At 65.8% G+C, this 20,907-nt stretch carries 22 protein-coding genes; 9 read left to right on the top strand and 13 right to left on the bottom strand.

Features of this window, described 5'->3' with window-relative positions; all coding sequences use genetic code 11:
• The first annotated feature begins 161 nt into the window (after positions 1–161).
• Positions 162–1,148: a malate dehydrogenase gene (locus DSM104440_RS08540; protein WP_171161632.1), complete on the top strand. Its 987-nt coding sequence runs from the start codon at positions 162–164 to the stop codon at positions 1,146–1,148.
• A 158-nt stretch (positions 1,149–1,306) separates the two neighbouring features.
• Here DSM104440_RS08540 and DSM104440_RS08545 read toward each other — a convergent pair whose 3' ends face one another.
• The 5 genes from DSM104440_RS08545 to DSM104440_RS08565 form a co-directional block, all read right to left on the bottom strand.
• Entirely contained in the window at positions 1,307–1,990 is a 684-nt protein-coding gene (locus tag DSM104440_RS08545) for a substrate-binding periplasmic protein (RefSeq protein ID WP_171161634.1), read from the bottom strand.
• Between the two features lie 170 nt (positions 1,991–2,160).
• The gene (locus DSM104440_RS08550) at positions 2,161–2,493 is read right to left on the bottom strand and encodes a hypothetical protein (protein WP_171161636.1); all 333 of its coding nucleotides are present in this window, start codon (positions 2,491–2,493) and stop codon (positions 2,161–2,163) included.
• Positions 2,490–3,044 (bottom strand): RNA polymerase sigma factor, encoded by a 555-nt coding sequence (locus DSM104440_RS08555; protein ID WP_171161638.1) that lies wholly within the window; start codon positions 3,042–3,044, stop codon positions 2,490–2,492. Before DSM104440_RS08555 ends, DSM104440_RS08550 begins: the two co-directional genes overlap by 4 nt.
• A gap of 11 nt (positions 3,045–3,055) precedes the next feature.
• Positions 3,056–3,403 (bottom strand): DUF6249 domain-containing protein, encoded by a 348-nt coding sequence (locus DSM104440_RS08560; protein ID WP_171161640.1) that lies wholly within the window; start codon positions 3,401–3,403, stop codon positions 3,056–3,058.
• Between the two features lie 135 nt (positions 3,404–3,538).
• Entirely contained in the window at positions 3,539–4,858 is a 1,320-nt protein-coding gene (locus DSM104440_RS08565; RefSeq protein WP_171161642.1) for an MFS transporter, read from the bottom strand.
• A 335-nt stretch (positions 4,859–5,193) separates the two neighbouring features.
• Between DSM104440_RS08565 and DSM104440_RS08570 the strand changes: the two genes are divergently transcribed.
• Genes DSM104440_RS08570 through DSM104440_RS08585 form a run of 4 tightly spaced genes read left to right on the top strand, consistent with a single transcriptional unit; the run spans position 5,194 to position 7,699 of the window.
• A complete protein-coding gene (locus DSM104440_RS08570) occupies positions 5,194–5,820 on the top strand; it encodes a DUF47 domain-containing protein (RefSeq protein ID WP_171161644.1) in 627 nt (208 codons plus the stop codon).
• A gap of 18 nt (positions 5,821–5,838) precedes the next feature.
• Positions 5,839–6,846: an inorganic phosphate transporter gene (locus DSM104440_RS08575; protein WP_171161646.1), complete on the top strand. Its 1,008-nt coding sequence runs from the start codon at positions 5,839–5,841 to the stop codon at positions 6,844–6,846.
• A gap of 24 nt (positions 6,847–6,870) precedes the next feature.
• A complete protein-coding gene (locus tag DSM104440_RS08580; protein ID WP_171161648.1) occupies positions 6,871–7,302 on the top strand; it encodes a GNAT family N-acetyltransferase in 432 nt (143 codons plus the stop codon).
• On the top strand, positions 7,295–7,699 hold the full coding sequence (locus DSM104440_RS08585; RefSeq protein WP_171161650.1) for a hypothetical protein: 405 nt from the start codon (positions 7,295–7,297) through the stop codon (positions 7,697–7,699). The genes DSM104440_RS08580 and DSM104440_RS08585 overlap by 8 nt, the downstream gene beginning before the upstream one ends.
• Position 7,700: 1 nt before the next feature.
• Here the strand turns inward: DSM104440_RS08585 and DSM104440_RS08590 are convergent, their stop codons facing one another.
• A complete protein-coding gene (locus DSM104440_RS08590; protein WP_171161652.1) occupies positions 7,701–9,320 on the bottom strand; it encodes a M28 family metallopeptidase in 1,620 nt (539 codons plus the stop codon).
• A 48-nt stretch (positions 9,321–9,368) separates the two neighbouring features.
• Between DSM104440_RS08590 and DSM104440_RS08595 the strand changes: the two genes are divergently transcribed.
• The 4 genes from DSM104440_RS08595 to DSM104440_RS08610 are packed head-to-tail and all read left to right on the top strand — an operon-like array spanning position 9,369 to position 12,441.
• On the top strand, positions 9,369–10,136 hold the full coding sequence (locus DSM104440_RS08595; protein WP_212758270.1) for a spermine/spermidine synthase domain-containing protein: 768 nt from the start codon (positions 9,369–9,371) through the stop codon (positions 10,134–10,136).
• Between the two features lie 50 nt (positions 10,137–10,186).
• Positions 10,187–11,146 (top strand): MBL fold metallo-hydrolase, encoded by a 960-nt coding sequence (locus DSM104440_RS08600; RefSeq protein WP_171161657.1) that lies wholly within the window; start codon positions 10,187–10,189, stop codon positions 11,144–11,146.
• A gap of 10 nt (positions 11,147–11,156) precedes the next feature.
• Positions 11,157–11,933, top strand: a complete 777-nt coding sequence (locus tag DSM104440_RS08605; RefSeq protein WP_171161659.1) for an alpha/beta hydrolase — start codon at positions 11,157–11,159, stop codon at positions 11,931–11,933.
• 13 nt (positions 11,934–11,946) lie between these two features.
• Positions 11,947–12,441, top strand: coding sequence for a hypothetical protein (locus DSM104440_RS08610; RefSeq protein ID WP_171161661.1), 495 nt, complete (start codon positions 11,947–11,949; stop codon positions 12,439–12,441).
• Here DSM104440_RS08610 and DSM104440_RS08615 read toward each other — a convergent pair.
• The 7 genes from DSM104440_RS08615 to prpC form a co-directional block, all read right to left on the bottom strand.
• Positions 12,438–13,541, bottom strand: a complete 1,104-nt coding sequence (locus tag DSM104440_RS08615) for an MFS transporter (RefSeq protein ID WP_212758271.1) — start codon at positions 13,539–13,541, stop codon at positions 12,438–12,440. The genes DSM104440_RS08610 and DSM104440_RS08615 overlap by 4 nt on opposite strands.
• 140 nt (positions 13,542–13,681) lie before the next feature.
• Entirely contained in the window at positions 13,682–14,527 is an 846-nt protein-coding gene (locus tag DSM104440_RS08620; RefSeq protein WP_171161663.1) for a hypothetical protein, read from the bottom strand.
• Between the two features lie 25 nt (positions 14,528–14,552).
• Positions 14,553–17,393, bottom strand: coding sequence for an aconitate hydratase (gene acnA / locus DSM104440_RS08625; RefSeq protein ID WP_171161665.1), 2,841 nt, complete (start codon positions 17,391–17,393; stop codon positions 14,553–14,555).
• Between the two features lie 33 nt (positions 17,394–17,426).
• Positions 17,427–17,876, bottom strand: a complete 450-nt coding sequence (locus DSM104440_RS08630; RefSeq protein ID WP_171161667.1) for a hypothetical protein — start codon at positions 17,874–17,876, stop codon at positions 17,427–17,429.
• A gap of 43 nt (positions 17,877–17,919) precedes the next feature.
• Positions 17,920–19,371 carry a bifunctional 2-methylcitrate dehydratase/aconitate hydratase gene (locus DSM104440_RS08635; protein ID WP_171161675.1) on the bottom strand — a complete coding sequence of 484 codons (1,452 nt, stop codon included), beginning with the start codon at positions 19,369–19,371 and terminating at the stop codon, positions 17,920–17,922.
• 157 nt (positions 19,372–19,528) lie between these two features.
• Entirely contained in the window at positions 19,529–19,750 is a 222-nt protein-coding gene (locus DSM104440_RS08640; RefSeq protein ID WP_171161677.1) for a hypothetical protein, read from the bottom strand.
• Complete coding sequence (gene prpC / locus DSM104440_RS08645; protein WP_171161679.1) at positions 19,747–20,904, bottom strand: bifunctional 2-methylcitrate synthase/citrate synthase; 1,158 nt, start codon at positions 20,902–20,904, stop codon at positions 19,747–19,749. Before prpC ends, DSM104440_RS08640 begins: the two co-directional genes overlap by 4 nt.
• Positions 20,905–20,907 lie beyond the last annotated feature (3 nt).

A 20,907-nucleotide genomic window follows, 5' to 3' on the forward strand; every position in this document is an offset into this window, starting at 1 on the left:
GCGCAGCGACGAAGGACCTGCTTTAGGGTTTTAACTGTTAACCCCCTAAAGCAGGTCCTTCGGGTCTTCGACCCTCAGGATGACAGTGATGCTGCGACCCTCAGGATGACAGTCGCTTTATAATCACGCCTGACCTCATTCGAACCACTCTGGAGATTTCCATGAAGAAGCCCATGCGCGTCGCCGTCACCGGCGCCGCCGGCCAGATCGGCTACAGCCTGCTGTTCCGCATTGCCAGCGGTGAAATGCTCGGCAAGGACCAGCCCGTCATCCTGCAACTGCTCGAGATTCCCGACGAGAAGGCGCAGAAAGCCCTGAAGGGCGTGATGATGGAAGTCGATGACTGCGCCTTCCCGCTGCTCGCCGGCATGAGCGCGCATTCCGATGCCAACACCGCGTTCAAGGACGTCGATGTCGCGCTGCTCGTCGGTGCCCGCCCGCGCGGCCCCGGCATGGAGCGCAAGGATCTGCTCGAAGCCAATGGCGCGATCTTCACGGTGCAGGGCAGGGCGCTCGACGCCGGCGCCTCGCGCAACGTGAAGGTGCTGGTCGTGGGCAACCCCGCGAACACCAACGCCTACATCGCGATGAAGAGCGCGCCCAGCCTCGACAAGTCGTGCTTCACCGCGATGCTGCGCCTCGACCACAACCGCGCGCTCTCGCAGCTCGCGACGAAGCTCGGCAAGCCCGTGGCCTCGATCGAGAAGATGATCGTCTGGGGCAACCATTCGCCGACGATGTATCCGGACATCCGCTTCGCGACGGTCGAAGGCAAGCCCGCCAAGCCGATGCTCAACGACGACGCCTGGTACAAGGACACGTACATCCCGACCGTGGGCAAGCGGGGTGCCGCGATCATCGAGGCGCGCGGGCTTTCGTCCGCCGCATCGGCCGCGAATGCCGCGATCGATCATGTCCGTGACTGGGTGCTGGGCTCGAATGGCAAGTGGGTCACGATGGGCATCGCTTCCGACGGCTCGTACGGCATTCCTCAGGACGTGATGTACGGCTTCCCGTGCACCACGGCCAACGGCAAGTTCGAGATGGTGAAGGGCCTGGAAATCGACGACTTCTCGCGCGAGCGGATGAACAAGACGCTGGCGGAGCTCGAGGAAGAGCGGGCGGGCGTCGCTCATCTGCTGAAGTAGTTCAACAGCGGCGGCATCGCCGCCGCTGTCATCCTGAGGGCCGAAGGCCCGAAGGACCTGCTTCAGGGGTTTAACAGTTAACCCACTCAAGCAGGTCCTTCGGGCCTTCGGCCCTCAGGATGACAGTTCCTTACGACAGTTCCTTACGACAATTCCTTCTATTTCTTCGAAGCGGCCTCGAGCTTCTCGAGTGTCGCCTTCTCCGTCCGCGGATTGCACGCGAGATAGAGGTTCTGGATCGGCAGCACCAGGACCTCCTTGATTTCCTTCACGCCGTTCTTCGCGGCGACATCCTTCGCCGTCGCCCTCGTGGTCACCCACAGCTCGATGTAGTCCGGATCGGTCTTGGGCTTCGCGAGTCGCGCGGGGTTGTCGGTGTCCTTCTCCGCTTCGCGAATGCTCGACGCGCCTTCGCTGCGCAGGTAGTCGACCTTCGCGTCGTGTTTCACCGCGCCGATCTTGTGGAAACGCGCTTCCTTGATCGAGGTGACCGGCTTGCTGAACGTGGGCAGCGCGTAGATCGCCCACTCGTTCGTGGCGATCGGCCCGTACCACTTGAAGAGCCGCTCGCGGCTCGGGACGCGTGCGGTGCTGAAGATGCACGTGTTGGCGTTGCGCTGGGTGCGCGCATAGGCCTCCTCCCACTTGAGGACGGTCATCTTGCCCTCGAGGCCGGCCTTCTGGATGAGCGCATTCACCGCGTCGGCACCGGTGCCCTTCACGGCAGTGCCTTCGGCGTAGTTGTACGGCGGGTTGTTCTCGGTGAGCAATTCGAGCGGCTTGGCTTGCGCGGCGAAACAGAATGCGGTGCAGGCGGCGAGGACGATCGCGTTGCGTTTCATGGCTGGCTCCGTGGGTCCCGGTGTCGGGAATCGGAGATGATTCTAATCCTCTATGTCCAGTTGTCATCCTGAGGAGCGAAGCGACGAAGGACCTGCTTCAGGGGTTTAACTGTTAAACAATTCAAGCAGGTCCTTCGTCGCTTCGCTCCTCAGGATGACAGTGATCTCTTCTAGTCCTCCTGCGACGCGAGCACCAATCCAGTCACTGCGAGCGCCACCGCCGTGCCCATCGCGCCGATGGCCGCGGGGGTCGCGAAGTGGGCCGTGGCGATGTCGGCGAAGCCCGTGAAGAGCGACGAATCGGACGGCGCGAAGGCGAACGCGAGCATGCAGCCCAGCGCCGTCGAGCCCAGGATCAGCATCGCCTTCCACGTTACGAATCGCGGCATCGGGGGCGGCAGCGCGCGCAGCACGCGCGCGCGGAAACCGTCGTCGGAGAGGGGGCGCGCGGCGTCTTCGCGCAGCAGCCGGTCGATGGCGTCGCCATCATTCATCGAGGTCATGGCTTTCCTTTCGTGAGGTACGCGCGCAGCTTGGCCTTGGCGCGCAGGACGTGTGTCTTCACGGTGCCCAGCGGAATGCCGAGCGATTGCGCGGCCTCGTCGTGCGAGAGGTCCGCGTAGTAGCAGGCGGCGATCGCGGCGCGTTCGCCGTCGGTGAGGGTGGCGAGCGCGCGCTCGAGATCCACGCGATCGACGACGCCGAGCAGGTTTTCGTCCACGGTCGCGATGGGTTCGGCCGAGCCTTCGTCGTCGTCGAGCGGCAGCTCGTGCTTCTTCCTTGCTTCGCTTTGCCACGCGTTGAACGCGATGCGGTAGATCCACGTCGAGAACTGCGCCTCGAAGCGGAAGTGCTTCAGGTTGCGCCACGCGAGCACGAAGGTTTCCTGCGCGAGGTCGTCGGCGAGCCCCACATCGCCTTTCGTGAGGCGGCGCAGCACCGTGCGCACGCGGCCCTGGTGGCGCGCGATGAGCTCGGCGTAGGCCGCACGGTCGTCGCCTGCGAGGACCGCGCGGATCAGGTCGGCGTCGGTAGGCGCCGAAGGTTGGGACATCGAGGCGGTGGCTAGGACGCGGGACCGCTGGGCTTGTCGATCGCCCAGGCGATCAGCATCGCGATGCCGATCAATCCCGGGATGAGCCCCACCGACCACGGCCCCTTCACCTCCAGCATCAGGCACGAAAGCGCGATGCCCAGGCCGATCAGCACCAGCCCGGCCTGCAGGCTCGCGTTGCGCTTCGGGGGCTGCGTCAGCGACGGCGGGACCGGAAGCCCCTTCTCGGCGAGCCGGGTGATCGTCTCGTGGATCATTCGCTGCCTTCGCAGCTTGTACCAGAGGATTACCCCGACCAGCCCGACGGGCAGGGCGAAGCTGAACAGCATGCCCGCCAGTGCGAGCGTCTCGTGGGGCATTCCAGTCTCCAGGGGCCAGGGCGGCCAGCATAACCATGCCCGTAGGACGCGGCCAGCCCCCCGGACAGATTCAAAAAAGGGGACAGTCCCCTTTACGGAAAAGGGGACTGTCCCCTTTTTAAGTCCTTGTTTCCACTAGTCGCCCGCGTGTTCCTCGGCGACGCTTTCGAGCTCGCCGGGCTCCTCGACGGGCGGGAGCTCCTTCATCTGCATCAGCGGGGAGTAGAACGCCACCAACGGGGCGAGGATCAACGCTCCGGCGCCGGCCATCATCATCGCCTCGCGCAGGCCGAAGACCTCCGCCGCCCAGCCGCCGACAAGGCCGCCCAGAGGGGCGGTCGAGACCGTGAGGCAGATCATCGTGGCGGTCACGCGGCCCAGCAGCCGATGCGGCGTGACCGACTGGCGCAGCGTGAGGTAGTTGATGAAGAACGTCATCGCCGCGAGGTCGAGTACGAAGAGGCCGCCGGCGAAGAGCAGCGTCGCGAGCCAGGTGGGCCCCATCGCCGAGCCCATGATCACCCACGCGAGGCCGGTTCCCGAAAGGCCCGCGAGCATCGTCGGGCCGAAGCCGTAGCGCTTGTTCAGCGGGCCCACGAGGGCGGCCGCGGCGAGCGAGCCCACGCCCGCGAGCATGAACATCACGCCCACGTGGCCCGCGGAGAACTTCAGTTCGCGCGCGGCGTACACCACGACGATCGCGATGAACATGTGGCGGAAGACCTGCCAGCCCGCGATCGCCCACACGCAAGCGCGCAGGATCTTGTTGTTCCAGATCGTGACGAGCCCTTCGCGAATCTCGGTCCTGATCGCTCGCGGCTTCGAGGTCGGCGCGTCCGTCGCGCTCGGCGGAATGCCGCGCAGCATGATCGCCGAGACGAAGAACGCGCACGCATCGAACAGGATCGCGATCGGCGCCGTGAGCGCCTGGATGAGCGCGCCCGCAAGCCCCGGGCCGATGAGCTGTGCCGCGGAATCCGAGATGCCGATTTTCGCGTTGGCTTCGGTGAGGTTGTCGCGGCCCACGCGCTCGGTCATGAAGACCTGGTAGGCGGGCCAGCCGATCACGCCGCCCACGCCCACGAGGAAGCCCACGACATACAGCACGTTCATCGACAGGTGGCCGGTCCACGCGGCGATCGGCACGGCGAGCAGCGCGATGCCCCGCCCGACGTCGGCGAGGATGATGATCGGCAGCTTCTTCACGCGATCGATCAGCACGCCCGAGAAAAGCCCGAGCAGCGGGAAGGGCAGCGCTTCGAGCGCGGTGAGAATGCCGATCTCGAACGGGGAGGCGTTCAGCAGCAGCGCCGCGGTGAGCGGCAGCGCGAGGAACGTGACCTGCCCGCCGAAGTGGGTGATCGTGAGCGAGCCCCAGAGCTTGGCGAAGTCGGGGTTCCGCCAGAGTCCGAGGGACCACTGGCTGGGGTGGAGCGATTTCAGGAGGGAAGCCATTGTTGTTCTTCTTTCCATTGCACGCGCGCGATCACGCATCGCGCATTGCGCGAGACGGGAAGGGGCATCAATGGATGTGGGGCCTGTCTTCCCGCCTCGATTCCGGCGGGCGGTCGGCCCGGCGGATCAGCTTGCGACGGGGTCCAGCCCCCGTGCGACGCCAACGCCCGAGCCGCCGCGGTTGCCGCGGGGGTCGTTTGGAATGGTGTGGTTGGGTCGCATGGGTGGTTGATGGTCGTGACGCGGGAATAGGTGCGGCGATTATACGGGCGGCGAGGGGCGGGCGGCAAATGACAGTTATACTTCGCGCCACTTTCAGACGCGGGGCCACACCCATGTTCGGTCGTCTCCTGCCCCAGGAAGGGCGCTTCTTCGAGCTCTTCGACGCCCACGGGGAGCAGATTGTCCGCGCCGCCCGGGCGCTCGGCGGCCTGATGTCGAACTTCGGCGAGCGCGAGAAATACGCGAAGGAGATCGACGAAGCCGAGCACGCCGCCGACCGCGTCACCGCGGAAGCCGTGCGCATGCTCCACAAGACGTTCATCACGCCGCTCGACCGCGACCAGATCCACCAGCTCGTGAACGGCATGGACGACATCTGCGACCTCGTCCAGGACACCGCCGAATCGATCTCGCTCTACGACGTCCGCCGCATCACGCCGGAGATGGTGCGCCTCACGGAGATTGCCGTGCGCTGCTGCGAGCGCGTGAAGGATGTCGTCGCACTCGTGGGCAAGCCCGAATCGGGCGACGTGGTGCTCAAGACCTGCGAGGAGATCGATCGTCTCGAGTCCGACGCCGATCGCGTGATGCGCGCGGCCATGTCGAGCCTGTTCCGCGAGGAGCAGGACGTGCGCGAGATCATCAAGCTCAAGGCGATCTACGAGCTGCTCGAGGAAATCACCGACCGCTGCATGGACGTGGGCAACCTCGCCGAGGGCATCGTCCTCGAGAATTCCTGACGCGCCCGGGCGTCTCCCATGACCGGAATCGAGATCGGCCTTGGAACCGTGATCCTGCTCGTCGCGCTGGCGCTCATGTTCGACTTCATGAACGGGTTCCACGACGCGGCCAACTCGATCGCGACCGTCGTCTCGACCGGCGTGCTGCGCCCGCACCATGCGGTGGCCTTTGCGGCGTTCTTCAATTTCGTCGCGGTCTTCATCTTCCACCTGAGCGTGGCGGCGACCATCGGCAAGGGGATCGTCGACTCGGCGATCGTCGACCAGCACGTGATCTTCGGCGCGCTGATCGGCGCGATCGCGTGGAACGCGATCACCTGGTGGTACGGCTTGCCGTCGTCTTCGTCGCACGCGCTGATCGGCGGGCTCGTGGGCGCGGCCGTGGCGAAGGCGGGTTTCAGCGGCGTGATCGGTTCGGGCGTCGGCAAGACGGTGCTCTTCATCTTCCTCTCGCCGGCGCTGGGGTTCCTCTTTGGCGGCTTGCTGCTCGTCCTCATCGCGTGGATCTTCCGCCGCGCCACGCCCTCGCGCGTCGACCGCTATTTCCGCCGGCTGCAACTCGTCTCGGCCGGCCTCTACAGCCTGGGCCACGGCGGCAACGATGCGCAGAAGACCATCGGCATCGTCTGGCTGGTGCTCATCGCCGCGAACGTCGAGGGCGCGCGCGAGCAGGTGCCGATGTGGGTCATCGTCTCGTGCTACGTCGCGATCGCGCTGGGCACGCTCTTCGGCGGCTGGCGCATCGTGAAGACGATGGGACAGAAGATCACCAAGCTCAAGCCCGTCCACGGCTTCTGCGCCGAGACGGGCGGGGCGATCACGCTCTTCCTCGCGACCATGCTGGGCGTGCCGGTTTCCACCACGCATACGATCACCGGCGCCATCGTCGGTGTCGGCTCGACGCGCAGCGTCAACGCGGTGCGCTGGGGCGTGGCCGGCACGATCGTCTGGGCGTGGATCTTCACGATTCCCGCCTCGGCCCTGATTGCCGCGATCGCCTGGTGGGTCGGGACGCACCTCCTCTAGCCGGCGCGCATGCGCCCATTCGCCATGCCCATTACCTGGACGGATCAGCAGGACAACGTCGACTGGACCGAGATGGAGACGCTCTACCGCGTCGCGCCTCTGGGCAACAAGAGCGCCGATCTGCTGCGAACGGTGTTCACCAACAGCCGCTACAAGTTCTTCGCCTACGACGAGAAGGGGCTGGTCGCGGCCGGTCGCGCGTTGTCCGATGGCGCCGATTGCTCGTATATCTGCGACGTTGCCGTCATGCCGGAGCACCAGGGCACCGGAATAGGCCGCGAGATGGTCTCGCGGCTCGTCGAAGCGTCGCGCGGCCACAAGAAGATCATTCTCTACTCGGTGCCAGGCAAGGAAGGCTTCTACCGTAAGCTAGGCTTCATGCGACTGCTGACGGCCATGGCGATCTTCGCGAACCAGGCCGAGGCCATCGAGAAAGGACACCTCGGCGATGCGTAAAGCTCCGAAGCTGCTTCCGATCCTGCTCCTCATCTACGGGGCCGCGAGCCTCATCCATTTCATCCACAACGCGGAGTTCCTGCGCGACTACCCGGGGCTTCCGGCGACGTGGACGCGCGGCGGCGTCTATCTCGTGTGGATCGGCATGACGGCGGTCGGCCTGCTGGGGTGGACGCTCCACAAGCGCGGCTTCGTCGTGTGGGGGCTCATGGTGCTCGCCGCGTACGCGGCGATCGGCATCGACAGCCTGGCGCACTACATCGTCGCGCCGATGCTCGAGCATTCGGTCGCGATGAACGCGACGATCCTGCTCGAGGTCACCGCCGCCACGCTCGTGCTCGTGGAGGTCGCGCGGCTGCTCGCGCGGCACCTGCTTCGGGATCGCGTCGCGAGCTGAGCTACCGGTTGGCCTTCGCCGCCTTCGGCGCGTAGGTAATCCCGAACAGGCTGTCGCGATACCACAGTGGCTTGGCCGGCTGGTTGGCGATCTCGCGCGCGATGAGGTCGTTCAACTTCGCGAACTTCGCGGCCGCATCCCAATTGAACGGCAGGTCCATCTGGTCGCTCGGCCGGTGGTAGTGCGTCGCGAGATAGTCGCGGAAGATCTTCTCGCCGCCATTGGCGAAGCCCGTGACGAGGAACACGCCGGGCACGCCTTCCTTCACGAAGCTGTAGTGGTCCGAGCGCGTGAAGATGCCCTGCTCGGGCATCGGATCGGGACTCGACTTGATGCCGGCGCGCTCGGTGGCGCGCGCGATGATGGGACCGAGCGTCGATTGCTCGGAGCCGAAGGCGATCACGTCGGTGAAATCGTAGAGCAGGATCGGCGCATCGAGGTTCACCACCGCGACGACGGACGCGTTGGGGACGACCGGATTGCGCGCGAGGTACTGCGACCCGAGCAGGCCCGACTCTTCACCCGTCACCGCGGCGAAGAGAATCGGCCGCTTCGGCTTGATCGGTGACGCGGCCATCGCCCGCGCGACTTCGAGCAGTACCGCGACACCCGCGGCATTGTCGATCGCGCCGTTGCGGATCTTGTCGCCGGCACGCTTCGGATCCATGCCGACGTGATCGAGGTGGGCCATCAGGAGGACGACTTCGCCTGCGAGCGCGGGATCCGACCCGGGCAGCAATGCGACCACGTTCACGCTGTCGAACTTGCTGAGTTCGCTGTCGCGCGTGAACGTCACGCGCGGCTTGAGCGCGAAGCCCTTGGGCTTGCCGCCCGCGGCATCGGCTTCCGCGAGGATGTCGGCGAACGCGCGCGGCGCGCCTGCGAAGAGCGCTTCGGCGGCCGGCGTGTTGAGATAGGCACCGACGCGAAGCTTAGGCGCCTCGCGAAACGCGGTGCCGTCGGCCTGCGCCCACGCCGAGGCGGGACGATCGGGTTCCTCGAGCACGCGATTCCAGGGGAACGCCTTGGCCGACTGGAGCGTGGGGATCGTGAGAATCCCGATCGCGCCATGCTCCTGCAGCATGATCTGCTTGCGGCTGGCCAGATGCGCGCCGATCTCGCTCGGCATGCCCTTCGGGAAACCCTGCAGGCACGCGACCAGCTTTCCTTTCACATCGAGCCCGGCGTAGTCGTCCACGCCCTGGTCGGGCTTGTCGATGCAGTAGCCCGCGAATACGACGCCAGCCTCGACCGATTGGCTCGCATCGAGCACCGAGGGGCTCATCACGACGTCGCTGCGGTGAACGAACTCGCGTCCGCCCACGACGAGCTTCGGCGGCTTGGCTGTGACGAGGCTCGAGCCGACGAAGGGGACGCGCTGGTAGCGGCCGCCCGCGGGCGCGGCAATGCCCGCCGCATCGAATCGCGTGGCGACATAGCGCGCGGCGAGATCGAAGCCGCGCGAATTGATCTCGCGCCCTTCGAGCAGGTCGTCGGCGAGGAACTCCACGTGCGCCTTCAGCGCGCCCGGCGAGTAGACGGGTTCGCCCTGCGCGTCGGCAGCGAACGTGGCAGGGGCACTGATCGACAACAGGACAGCGAGAATCGCGGGGACGCGCATTCCGGGCTCCGGCAAAGTGGGTAGAGTTGCGGCAGGAATCATTCTACTTTGACGAGAGGCGCGCAGCCCGTGTGGAGCATCAGCGAGCAGGAGGGAGTCCGCTACCTGCACTTCGGCTCGCCGCTGGTGCAGGGCGCGATGCGCATCGCGCGGCCCTACGCGCTCGAGCTCGAGTACACGCGCGACATGATGCTGCCGCTCCTGTTGCGCGGCTCGGCGCGCTGGCCCTCATCGGTGCTGCAGGTGGGCCTGGGCTCGGGATCGATCACGAAGTTCCTGCATCGCTACCGGCCCGAGGCGCGGCTCGTCGTCGTGGAATTGCACGAGGACGTGGTCGACATCGCCCGCAACTACTTCAAGCTGCCCGAAGAGGGACCGAAGCTGCGCATCGAGCTCGCCGAGGGCTTCGACTACCTCGCGCGCCAGAGAAAGCCCTTCGACTGGATCATCGTCGACGGCTTCGATGGCGACGGCCACGCGGGCGCGCTCGACTCCGCGTCCTTCTATCACAGCGTGCGCGCGCATCTCACGGAGCAGGGGATGCTGTCGGTGAACCTCGTGGGCAAGCGCGTGAACCAGCGGGCGGCCCGCGACCGCATCTCGAACGCCTTCGAGGAGCGGCTCGTGTCCATGGAGCGCGATGGCGATGGCAACTCGATCGTGGTTGCCGCGGTCGGCGATCGCATCGAGTGTCCCGCCGCGAAGTTGCGCACGAACGGAGCCGCACTGCAGAAGGAAACGCACGTCGAGTTCGCTTCGACCGTCGAGCGCGCCCTGGGCAAGGTCGCGATGAGCGGCGGGCCCTTTCGTCTTTAGTAGAATCCAAGCCAGTCCCGATTCCAGCGAGTCCTACAAGGAGGAGTTCGATGAACGCCATCCACCGCATCGCATCCGTCGCAGCACTGCTCGCGATTCCCGCGCTCGCCCAGACCGTGAAGGTCACGCCGCTCGGCGGCATCGACGGCGAATTTTGTCCGCAGGATCGCGCCCTCATCTTCGAAGATCCGAACGGCACGCGCGTCCTCTATGACCCGGGCCGCACCGTCGCGGGCGCCACCGACCCGCGCCTGGGCAAGATCGACGTCATCCTCGTGACCCACATGCACGGTGATCACCTCGGCAACGCGCACAACAAGGCACCCAACTCCGGCGCCTGCGACAAGCCCGACACCTCGGTCTCGGCGATGCCCAACTCCAATGTCGTGAACATCGCGCTTGCGAAGAAAGCGAAGATCGTGACGGGCAGCGAGATGCCGCCGTTCTTCGCGGCGAAGCTCAAGGCCAACGGCGGCAACCCGGCCGACTCGATGCTCGCGCGCTTCGGTGGCAGCGTGACGGTGGGCGGCGTGCGCATCGCGACGGTGACGGCGCTGCACAGCAACGGCGTCGATCCCGACTACATCGGCGGCGATCTCGGCAAGGCCATGAAGGAAGCGGGCATCGCGGGCGACGTGGGCCTCGCGACCGGATACGTCCTGCGCTTCACGACGGGACTCGTGGTCTACCTCTCGGGAGACACGGGCATCACTGCGGACCAGGACCTCGTCGTGCGCGGACACTACAACGCGAAGCTCGCGGTGATGAACATCGGCGACGGTTTCACGACCGGCCCGGCCGAAGCGTCCTACGTGATCAACATGCTGGTGAAGCCCGCGTCGGTCATTGCCTCGCATGCGAATGAAGTCGGCACGGTCGGCGGCAAGGTGCGCGCGGGCAGCAAGACCGAAGCCTTCATCAAGGCGACCCAGGTTCCGGTGCACGTCCCGCTCTCGGGCAAGACGATGGAGTTCGACGCGAACGGCAAGTGCACCGCAGGTTGTGCCTGATCCGGCACCCGTGAGCCGGGTGCGGTCCGCATGGCGCGTCATTCGCCGCGTGTGGGCCGTCGTCGGCTCGGTGGCGCTCGTCGGGTTCATCGGCTGGTCGTACATCGCGTTCCGGGCGACGGACGAAGCGGTCGCGGCGCTCGCGTCTGACACGCGGGTCTCGGTCGCGCGCGGCGACGGCTACTGGTCGTTCCAGCGCGCGGGCGGGAAGCCGGCGGAGACTGGCCTGCTCTTCTTCGCCGGTTCGATGGTCGATCCCGTGGCCTATGCGCCGATCGCTCGGGCGGCGGCGCTCGCCGGATTTCCAGTGCTCCTCGTAGAGCTGCCGTATCGCGGAGTTTTCGGTGGCGCCGACGGCGGTGAAGTGATCGCGCGCGGGCGAAGCGCGCAGCAACAAACGCCCGGCGTTTCGAAGTGGGTGGTGGCGGGGCACTCGCGCGGCGGTGAAGTCGCCACGCGATTCGTCTTTCACGGTGCGCCCGGCCTCGCGGGACTCGTGCTCGTCGGCACTTCGCATCCGCGCGACTTCAGTCTTGCGGATACCAAGCTGAAGGTGACGAAGGTCCTCGGCACGAATGACGGCATCTCACCGCTCGAGAAAAGCGAGAAGAACCGCCATCTGCTGCCGGCTACGACACGCTGGGTGGTGATCGAAGGCGGCAATCATTCGCAGTTCGGCTGGTACCGATTCCAGCCCGGGGACCACTTCGCATCGATCGGGCGTGATCAGCAGCAGGCGCAGGCGATCGCGGCCATCATCGACGCGCTACAATCGGCCGCGCACTGACCAGGATCCTGCCATGGCCGAGTTCTCCATCATCGTCGTTCCCACCGACCGCAACTTCGTGCCCAAGCCGGACGCGATCGCCGCCGCGAAATCGCTGATGGAGTCGTTCTACCCGGATGCGGAAAACGACGCTGACGTGGAAACGCCGCCGACCCCGCGCCTGTTCACCGCGCGCGACGGTTTCGATTCCCTGGTGTGTCCCAAGTGCGAAGAAGGGACCTCGCAGTGGGACATGGAAGAGGATGAAGACGGCGAGAACTGGTGGACGATATTCGAGGAGACGATGCGCGACTCGAAAGACCCGTCCGCCGAGGTGCTCGAGATGCCGTGCTGCGGCGCGAGCGTGAAGGCCGGCGATCTCGACTTCGGCGGCGAAGCGGCGTTCGCGCGAATCAAGTTCAGGATCCGCAATCCCGGCGACGACCCGTCGCTCAGCGCCGAGCATGCGAAGGCGCTTGGCGCCGCGCTCGGGTGCGAGGTGCTCGGAATCGTCGAGGTTCGCAGCTAGGCCGGAGATTTCCGCAGCAGGCGGCGCATCGCGAAGAGCCCGAAAAGCGGGCCGATAGCGACCGGAAGGAACCACCAGTCCGCGGGCAAGCGGTTCGCGAGTGCGGCGACCATCGCGATGCTCGGAATCGTGATCGCGAAGCCGATGCAGTTGACCAACGTGAGCGCGGAACCCACGCGCTCGCGCGGCGCGTTCCCGGCGGTGAGCGCCGAGAATTGCGGCGAGTCGCCCACCACGAAGATGCCCCACGCGACCAGATAGGCGAGGAACGCGGGCGCGGGCCAGTGGATCGCGAAGGGCAGGGCGAGGCAGCAGGTCCCCGAGGCGGCGAGCTGCCAGAATGCGACCGGCGCGCTGCCCTTCAGGCGCGACACGAGCCCGCCGCCGATGCAGCCGAGCGCGCCCGCCGCGATGATCGCGAAGGCCCAGGCCGGCACGTTGTAGACCTCGCCATGGCGCGACGCATGCGCCACGAGCAGCAACGGCACGAATGCCCAGAACGTGTAGAGCTCCCACATGTGGCCGAAGTAACCGAATGCCGAGGCGCGCAGGTCGCGCGACGAGAAGATCGTGATGAAGGCGCGCGGATCGAAGGGCGCGCCGCGTTTCGCATGCGGCCCGTCGGGCACGAACATCGCGATCGCAATGCCGCCCGCAACGGCCACGACGGAAAGTGCTGCGAGCACGGTGCCCCAGGGCATCGCGTGCCCGAGTCCCTTGAGCAGGTGCGGAAACGCGGTGCCCAACACCAACGCGCCGACGAGGTAGCCGAGCGCGGCACCTAGCCCTTCGCGATACCAGCCGGCCGCGATGCGCATGCCGACCGGATAGATTCCCGCGAGGAAGAAACCCACGGCGAAGCGCAGCGCGAGGATCGCGCCATACGGGTGATCGAGCGCGGGTGTTGCGATGACGAGCGCGTTGGCGAGTGCGGCGAGCAGCGCGCAGGCGAGGAACACGCGCGCGGGCGCGAAGCGATCGGCGACGTTGAGCGCGGCAAATACGAGCGTGCCGGCGATGAATCCCAACTGGACCGATGAGGTGATCGCGCCGATCGCATCCGCGGGCAGGTTGAGCTCGCGTTGCAGGTCGCCCAGCACCGCGTTGCCGGCAAACCACAGCGACGTCCCCGCGAACTGCGAGGCGACGATGACCGGGAGGATGCGGGCGGGCCGCTGGGCGTTCGTGTCGATGGCGTGGAGGATACGATTCGATCAGCGCGCCCGGCGGGGAAGTGACCTCAGGTGCGGCAGCTTCCCTTGCCCGCACATTGGCTGCCGCCCGTGCACGCCGTGTCGTCGACGTGGGTGTCGCTCTTGCTCCAGCCCAGCAGGGCCTTGGCGATGTCGCGTGCCCGATCGTTCGAGCAGGTCGCCTCGCAGCTGTTCTTCCCGACGACGTCCCTGAAATCGTAGCTGACGTGATGGGTTGACCCGTTGCTCACGCGGAAGCGGCAGCTGCGGGCCATGACGATCTTGAAGGTGAGGTTGAGGGTCTGCGCCGGCCCCACGGCGGCGGGATTGAACGATCCCTGGACGCTGCTCTTCTTGTCGGCGGACTTCACGATGTAGGTGCCCGAGCCGACGGCGGGGATAAACGCCTTGCCGTTCTGGACCGCGACATCGGAACCCGGGGGCACCTGCAGGAAGCCGCTGGTCAGCAGATTGCCGTCGTCGTCCTGGATCGTGGCGGCGAGGTCGCGCAGGTCGGTGAACGATTGCCGCCCGGCATGGAAGGCCAGGTCCGGGGGCGCGTCGCCCACCTTGCCCCAGTTCATCGAGAAGGTTATGCCACTGCCGGAACAGTTGAGGGCCCAGCCAATCTGGCCAGGCGCCCACATGTTCCCGTACGGTGTGATGCTGCCGCTTGTCCACTTGAAGCCGGCGGGCACGGTCCATTTGTCGGTCACCTTGCCGTCCGCCCATCCCCATGGCAGGTAGTTGGGATTCACCGACCAGGTGGTGGTCTTGTCGATGGTCTGCCCCGGCTTCAGCGTAGCGCAGGGAACATCGAGGGCGAACGCACTCCCGCTACCGGCCAGGAGGACGACGAACGCAACGCGCTGCAGGGTCTTTCCTCTTTCCATGGGCTCCCCCCCAATGGGCTGAAGGTCATGCAGCTTTCGAGACGAGCTCCCGCAGCACGAAGGGCAAGATGCCGCCGTGCAGGTAGTAGTCGACTTCGATCGGCGTGTCGATCCGCAGCAGCACCGGCACTTCCTTCTTCGTGCCATCCGCGCGGGTGATCACCATCGTGACGTCCATCTGCGGACGAATGCCGCCTTGCAGGCCGATGACGTCGATCTTCTCGTCGCCCTTGATGCCCAGCGTTTCGGCCGAGTCCGTGCCCTTGAACTGCAGCGGGAGCACGCCCATGCCGACCAGGTTGGAACGGTGGATGCGCTCGAAGCTGCGTGCGCACACGGCGCTGACACCGAGGAGCTGCGTGCCCTTGGCCGCCCAGTCGCGCGACGAGCCCGTGCCGTATTCCTCGCCGCCGAAGACCACGGTGGGCGTCTTGTTCGCGATGTACTTCATCGCGGCGTCGTAGATCGACATCGTTTCGTTGCCCGGCTGGAAGAGCGTGATGCCGCCTTCGACGCGCGTGCCATCGACCTTCGGCGGGAGCATGAGGTTCTTGATGCGCACGTTGGCGAACGTGCCGCGCATCATCACTTCATGATTGCCGCGTCGCGCTCCGTACGAATTGAAGTCGGGCTTCATCACGTTGTTGCCGATGAGGTACTTGCCGGCCGGTGACGTGTCCTTGATCGCACCGGCAGGCGAGATGTGGTCGGTGGTGACCGAGTCGCCGAAGACGCCCAGCACCCGCGCGCCGTAAACGTCCTTGGCCGTGCCCGGGCTCATGCCGAAATTCTCGAAGAACGGCGGCTCGGCGATGTACGTGGACTTTGGCCAGTCGTAGACCTGGCCCGACGAGGCCGAGACCGCGCCCCACATCGGATTCACGTTTGCGACGTCGCCATAGAGGCGGCGGAACACGGCCGGATCCATCGCGTACTTCAGGTTCGCGTGGATCTCCTCGCTCGTGGGCCACACGTCCTTGAGGTAGACGGGCTTGCCGTCCTTGCCGATGCCCAGCGGATCGGTCTCGAGGTTCTTCAGCACCGTGCCCGCGATCGCGTAGGCGACCACCAGCGGCGGCGAGGCGAGGAAGTTCGCCTTGATGTTGGCGTGGATGCGCGCCTCGAAGTTGCGGTTGCCCGAAAGCACCGCGCTGCAGATGAGGTCGTTCTTGACGATCGTGTCTTCGAGGTGCGGATCGAGCGGGCCGGAGTTGCCGATGCACGTGGTGCAGCCGTAGCCGGCGAGGTAGAAACCCACTTGCTCGAGGTACGGAAGCAGGCCCGCGCGCGTGAGGTATTCGGTGACGACGCGCGAACCGGGCGCGAGCGAGGTCTTCACGTGGGGCTTCACCTTGAGGCCGAGCGTGGCGGCCTTCTTCGCGACGAGGCCCGCGGCGATCAGCACGCCAGGGTTCGACGTGTTGGTGCAGGAAGTGATCGCCGCGATCAGCACGTCGCCGTGGCCGATGTTCACGACATCGGCCGGGCATTCCTCATGGCTGTCGTAGACCGCGCTGGGCGTCGGGTGCTCGCCCTTCATCTCCACTTCGCTCGAGGACTTGGCGGCGCCGACCTGGCTGCCGCCGCCGGAGATCGGCGAATCCACGCAGCCCAGCGTCGTGGGGTAGCGCTTGTAGAGCGTGGCGGCGTCCTTCGAGTAGCCGCTCTCCGCCGGAGGCTTCGAGAAGAGCTCGGTGAACTTGGACTTCATGTTGCCGAGCTCGATGCGGTCCTGCGGACGCTTCGGGCCGGCGAGCGAGGGACGGATCGAATCGAGGTCGAGCTCGAGGCTGCTCGAGTAGTCGATGTCGCCCTTGCGCGAGACGCCGAAGAGGCCCTGCGCCTTGAAGTACGACGCGAACGCGTCGATCTCGGCGTCGGTGCGTCCGGAGCCGCGGAAGTATTCGATCGTCTTTTCGTCGACGGGGAAGAAGCCCATGGTCGCGCCGTACTCGGGCGCCATGTTGGCGATGGTCGCGCGGTCGGGAACGGCGAGGGAAGCCGTGCCTTCGCCGAAGAACTCGACGAACTTGCCCACGACCTTCGCCTTGCGCAGCATTTCGGTGACGGTGAGCACGAGGTCGGTGGCGGTCACGCCTTCACGCATCCGGCCCGTGAGGTTCACGCCGACGACATCGGGCGTGAGGAAGTACACGGGCTGGCCGAGCATGCCCGCTTCCGCTTCGATGCCGCCCACGCCCCAGCCCACCACGCCGATGCCGTTGATCATCGTCGTGTGGCTGTCGGTGCCGACCAGCGTATCGGGGTAGTAGATGCCGTCCTTCTTGTGCACGCCGCGCGCGAGGTACTCGAGGTTCACCTGGTGAACGATGCCGATGCCCGGGGGCACGACCTTGAACGTGTCAAAGGCCTGCATGCCCCACTTCATGAACTGGTAACGCTCCTTGTTGCGGTCGAACTCGAGCTTCATGTTGAGATCGAGCGCGTCCTTGCTGCCGTAGTGGTCGACCTGCACCGAGTGATCGACGACGAGGTCCACCGGCACGAGCGGCTCGATGACCTTGGGGTTCTTGCCCATGCGCGCGGCGACGTTGCGCATCGCGGCGAGGTCGGCGAGCAGCGGCACGCCGGTGAAGTCCTGCAGCACGATGCGCGCGAGGACGAAGGGGATCTCATCCGTGCGCGCGGCCGTGGGGGCCCAGTTCGCGAGCTGCTTCACGTGCTCTTCGGTGACCTTCTTCCCATCGACCGTGCGCAGCACCGCTTCGAGCACGATTCGGATGGACACCGGCAGGCGCGAAACCGTGGGGAAGGTCTTCGCGAGTTCGGGCAGCGAGTAGTACTGGCCGGTGCCGCCGGAGGCGAGGGGGAAGGACTTGAGCGTCGAGAACGCGTTGTGGGGCATGGGTTTCTCTCTTGTTGTCGTCTTTGTTGATTTCTATGCAGCTTTGCGGGGTCGGACCTGGACGTCGTATTCCATTCCCTTGTCGTCGCGGCAGGTGCCGCCGCCCTGGCCGTAGCCGCCGCTGCGGAACTCGCAGCGAAGGCCCGCCCCGTTGGCGCTTTGCAGCAGCGCGACGGCCGCGCCGCCTTCGGGGTTGTCCATTGTGACGGCGCCACCCATGCCCCAGCCCCATCCGCGCCAGCCGCCGCCGTAGCCGCCGGCGACATACCCGGTGGTCCGGTCGGGCCGCGTCTGGACCCAGGTGCCTTTGTAGGTGGTGGCCTCGATGGTGATGGCTACGCTGCCCTCGCCACCGGAGACGTTGTCGGCGGTGCCGTAATAGAGCTTGCCGCTGTCGCGCGGCATGAGCGTCAGGTTGTACGAATAGGCGCAGCCGCCGAGGATGGCGGCTGCCGATACGACGAGCAGGGTGGTGATTTTCATGAGGGGCTCCTTCGCGGCGAATCCGGGAGTCCGTTGGACCTTCTCAGGCGGCGAAAAGGTCCACGAACTCGTTGACCGGAGTCGATTCTAGCCGCTTCGCGTCCTCGCACAGGGCGAGGATCTCCTTCTGGCGCTTGTCGGCGAAGGAACGCGCAAGGTTCACCTTGAACTTCTCGACCAGCACGGGCATGCCTTCCTTGCGGCGGCGCTTGTGGCCGATGGGGTACTCGACGACGATTTCCTTCAGCTTCTTGCCGTCGTTGAACTCCACCGTGACCGCGTTGGCGATCGAGCGCTTCTCGGGGTCGTGGTAGTCCTTCGTGAATTTCTTGTCTTCCACGCACTCGATCTTGTCGCGCAGCTTGTCGATGCGCGGGTCGCTCGCGATCGCGTCCTCGTAATCGCCGGCGGTCAGGCGGCCGAAGATCATCGGCACGGCCATCATGTACTGGATGCAGTGGTCGCGGTCCGCCGGATTGTTGAGCGGGCCCTTCTTGTCGATGATGCGGATGCACGCTTCGTGCGTGCGGACCGTCACCTTCTTGATGTCGGCGGCGGTCTTGCCGAGCTTCAGCAGCTCGTTCCACACGGTCATCGAGGCTTCCACCGCGGTCTGCGAATGGAACTCGGCGGGGAAGGAGATCTTGAAGAGCACGTTCTCCATCACGTAGCTGCCGTACGGGCGCTGGAACTTGAACACGTTGCCCTTGAAGAGCACGTCGTAGAAGCCCCAGGTCTTCGCGGAGAGCACCGAGGGATAGCCCATCTCGCCGGTCTTGGCGATGAGCGCGAGGCGCACGGCGCGGCTGGTGGCGTCACCTGCGGCCCAGCTCTTGCGCGAACCCGTGTTGGGCGAATGGCGATAGGTGCGCAGCGACTGGCCATCGACCCACGCGAGCGACACGGCGTTGATGATCTCGTCGCGGGTGAGGCCAAGCATCTCGGCGACGACCGCGGTGGAAGCCACTTTCACGAGCACCACGTGGTCGAGGCCGACCTTGTTGAAGCTGTTCTCGAGCGCGATGCAGCCCTGGATCTCGTGGGCCTTGATCATCGCGGTGAGGACGTCCTTCATCGTGAGCGGCTTCTTGCCCGCGGCAACGGCGTTGCGCGAGAGCCAATCGGCGGTGGCGAGGATGCCGCCGAGATTGTCCGACGGGTGGCCCCATTCGGCCGCGAGCCACGTGTCGTTGAAGTCGAGCCAGCGGATCATCGCGCCGATGTTGAAGGCCGCGTGCACCGGATCGAGCTGGTACGGGGTGCCGGGCACCTTCGCGCCGTTGGGCACGACCGTGCCGGGCACGACGGGCCCGAGCATCTTGGTGCAGGCCGGGTACTCGAGTGCCTCGAGACCGCAGCCCAGCGTATCCATCAGGCAGTAGCGCGCGGTTTCGTAGGCTTCCTTGCTCGAGATCTTGAACTTCGAGACGTAGTCGGCGATGTCGACCAGGACCTGGTCGGGCTTGGGGCGGACGTTGCTGATATGAGCGGACACGTTTTCTATCTTCCGAGGGTTAGGTCAAAGCCAATCGTCCGCAGATAAACGCAGATAAACGCGGATGAAGGCCATGATCGTTGTGGAGCGGATGCTGAATGCCGTGTATTTCAAGAATTATCTGCGTTTATCCGCGTTTATCTGCGGATGAACTGGTTTAGTGATCTTCCCGGGGATGCGGTACGTGCACCTCGCCGCGCGCGAGCGGCGCCAGCCGCGTCAGCGCTGCAGAGATCTCAGCGCGCTCGGCGACCATCGCGTTGAAATCGGCGTCGCACGCGGGCACCGGGGTGCCGTAGTCGTGCATTTCCTCGCACAGCGCGCGGCGGCGCGCTTCGAGGGCGGCGACACAGTCGGCGAGCGAGGGCGCGGCGTTCATTTGCGGCTCTTGAGGGGCACGAACGCGAGGTTCTCGGGCCCGGTGTAGTTGGCGCTCGGGCGGATGATCTTGCCGTCGATGCGCTGCTCGATCACGTGGGCACACCAGCCGGAGGTGCGCGAGATCACGAAGAGCGGCGTGAACATCGCAGTCGGCACGCCCATCATGTGATACGAGGTGGCGCTGTACCAGTCGAGGTTCGGGAACATCTTCTTCTCGCGCCACATCACTTCCTCGACGCGCGCCGAGATGTCGAAGAGCTTCATGTTGCCCGCGTCCTTCGAGAGCGTGCGGGCGACTTCCTTGATGACTTGGTTGCGCGGATCGGAGATCGTGTAGACCGGGTGGCCGAAGCCGATGACGATCTGCTTTTCCCCGATGCGCTTCACGATGTCGGCTTCCGCTTCATCCGGATTGTCGTAGCGGCCGATCGTGTCGAAGGCGAACTCGTTGGCGCCGCCGTGCTTCGGGCCCTTCAGCGCGCCGATGGCGCCCGTGATCGCGGAGTACATGTCCGAACCCGTGCCGGCGATGACGCGCGCCGTGAACGTGGACGCGTTGAACTCGTGCTCGGCGTAGAGATTGAGCGAGGTGTGCATCGCTCGCACCCAGAGGTCCGAGGGCTTGCGGCCGTGCAGGAGGTGCAGGAGGTGGCCGCCGATGGAATCGTCGTCGGTCTCGACTTCGATTCGCTTGCCCGAATGCGAGAAGTGGTACCAGTACATGAGCATCGAGCCGAAGGACGCCATGAGGCGGTCGGCGATGTCGCGCGACGGAGCGAGCTTGTGGTCATCGCCTTCGGGCAGCGTCGATCCGAGCGCCGAGCACGCGGTGCGCAGCACGTCCATCGGATGCGTGTTGGCCGGGATGCATTCGAGAATGTCCTGCACGTCGGCGGGGATGCCGCGCAGGTTCATGAGCTTCTTCTTGTACGCAGCGAGCTCGGAGACATTCGGGAGCTTGCCGTGGACCAGCAGGAATGCGATCTCCTCGAACTCGCATTTCTCGGCGACGTCGAGAATGTCGTAGCCGCGGTAATGCAGGTCGTTCCCGGTGCGCCCGACGGTGCACAGCGCCGTGTTGCCGGCGGTCACGCCCGAGAGGGCGACGGATTTCTTGGGCTTCGGCGCGGGGGCCGGCGCGGCGTCTTTCATCGA

The sequence above is a fragment of the Usitatibacter palustris genome (assembly GCF_013003985.1).
Classification (GTDB): domain Bacteria; phylum Pseudomonadota; class Gammaproteobacteria; order Burkholderiales; family Usitatibacteraceae; genus Usitatibacter; species Usitatibacter palustris.

Excerpts from the sequence above, each read along its gene's own strand:
- DSM104440_RS08540 (WP_171161632.1), top strand. The coding sequence starts at position 162 with ATGAAGAAGCCCATGCGCGTCGCCGTCACCGGCGCCGCCGGCCAGATC.
- DSM104440_RS08545 (WP_171161634.1), bottom strand. The coding sequence starts at position 1,990 with ATGAAACGCAACGCGATCGTCCTCGCCGCCTGCACCGCATTCTGTTTC.
- DSM104440_RS08550 (WP_171161636.1), bottom strand. The coding sequence starts at position 2,493 with ATGACCTCGATGAATGATGGCGACGCCATCGACCGGCTGCTGCGCGAA.
- DSM104440_RS08555 (WP_171161638.1), bottom strand. The coding sequence starts at position 3,044 with ATGTCCCAACCTTCGGCGCCTACCGACGCCGACCTGATCCGCGCGGTC.
- DSM104440_RS08560 (WP_171161640.1), bottom strand. The coding sequence starts at position 3,403 with ATGCCCCACGAGACGCTCGCACTGGCGGGCATGCTGTTCAGCTTCGCC.
- DSM104440_RS08565 (WP_171161642.1), bottom strand. The coding sequence starts at position 4,858 with ATGGCTTCCCTCCTGAAATCGCTCCACCCCAGCCAGTGGTCCCTCGGA.
- DSM104440_RS08570 (WP_171161644.1), top strand. The coding sequence starts at position 5,194 with ATGTTCGGTCGTCTCCTGCCCCAGGAAGGGCGCTTCTTCGAGCTCTTC.
- DSM104440_RS08575 (WP_171161646.1), top strand. The coding sequence starts at position 5,839 with ATGACCGGAATCGAGATCGGCCTTGGAACCGTGATCCTGCTCGTCGCG.
- DSM104440_RS08580 (WP_171161648.1), top strand. The coding sequence starts at position 6,871 with ATGCCCATTACCTGGACGGATCAGCAGGACAACGTCGACTGGACCGAG.
- DSM104440_RS08585 (WP_171161650.1), top strand. The coding sequence starts at position 7,295 with ATGCGTAAAGCTCCGAAGCTGCTTCCGATCCTGCTCCTCATCTACGGG.
- DSM104440_RS08590 (WP_171161652.1), bottom strand. The coding sequence starts at position 9,320 with ATGCGCGTCCCCGCGATTCTCGCTGTCCTGTTGTCGATCAGTGCCCCT.
- DSM104440_RS08600 (WP_171161657.1), top strand. The coding sequence starts at position 10,187 with ATGAACGCCATCCACCGCATCGCATCCGTCGCAGCACTGCTCGCGATT.
- DSM104440_RS08610 (WP_171161661.1), top strand. The coding sequence starts at position 11,947 with ATGGCCGAGTTCTCCATCATCGTCGTTCCCACCGACCGCAACTTCGTG.
- DSM104440_RS08620 (WP_171161663.1), bottom strand. The coding sequence starts at position 14,527 with ATGGAAAGAGGAAAGACCCTGCAGCGCGTTGCGTTCGTCGTCCTCCTG.
- acnA (WP_171161665.1), bottom strand. The coding sequence starts at position 17,393 with ATGCCCCACAACGCGTTCTCGACGCTCAAGTCCTTCCCCCTCGCCTCC.
- DSM104440_RS08630 (WP_171161667.1), bottom strand. The coding sequence starts at position 17,876 with ATGAAAATCACCACCCTGCTCGTCGTATCGGCAGCCGCCATCCTCGGC.
- DSM104440_RS08640 (WP_171161677.1), bottom strand. The coding sequence starts at position 19,750 with ATGAACGCCGCGCCCTCGCTCGCCGACTGTGTCGCCGCCCTCGAAGCG.
- prpC (WP_171161679.1), bottom strand. The coding sequence starts at position 20,904 with ATGAAAGACGCCGCGCCGGCCCCCGCGCCGAAGCCCAAGAAATCCGTC.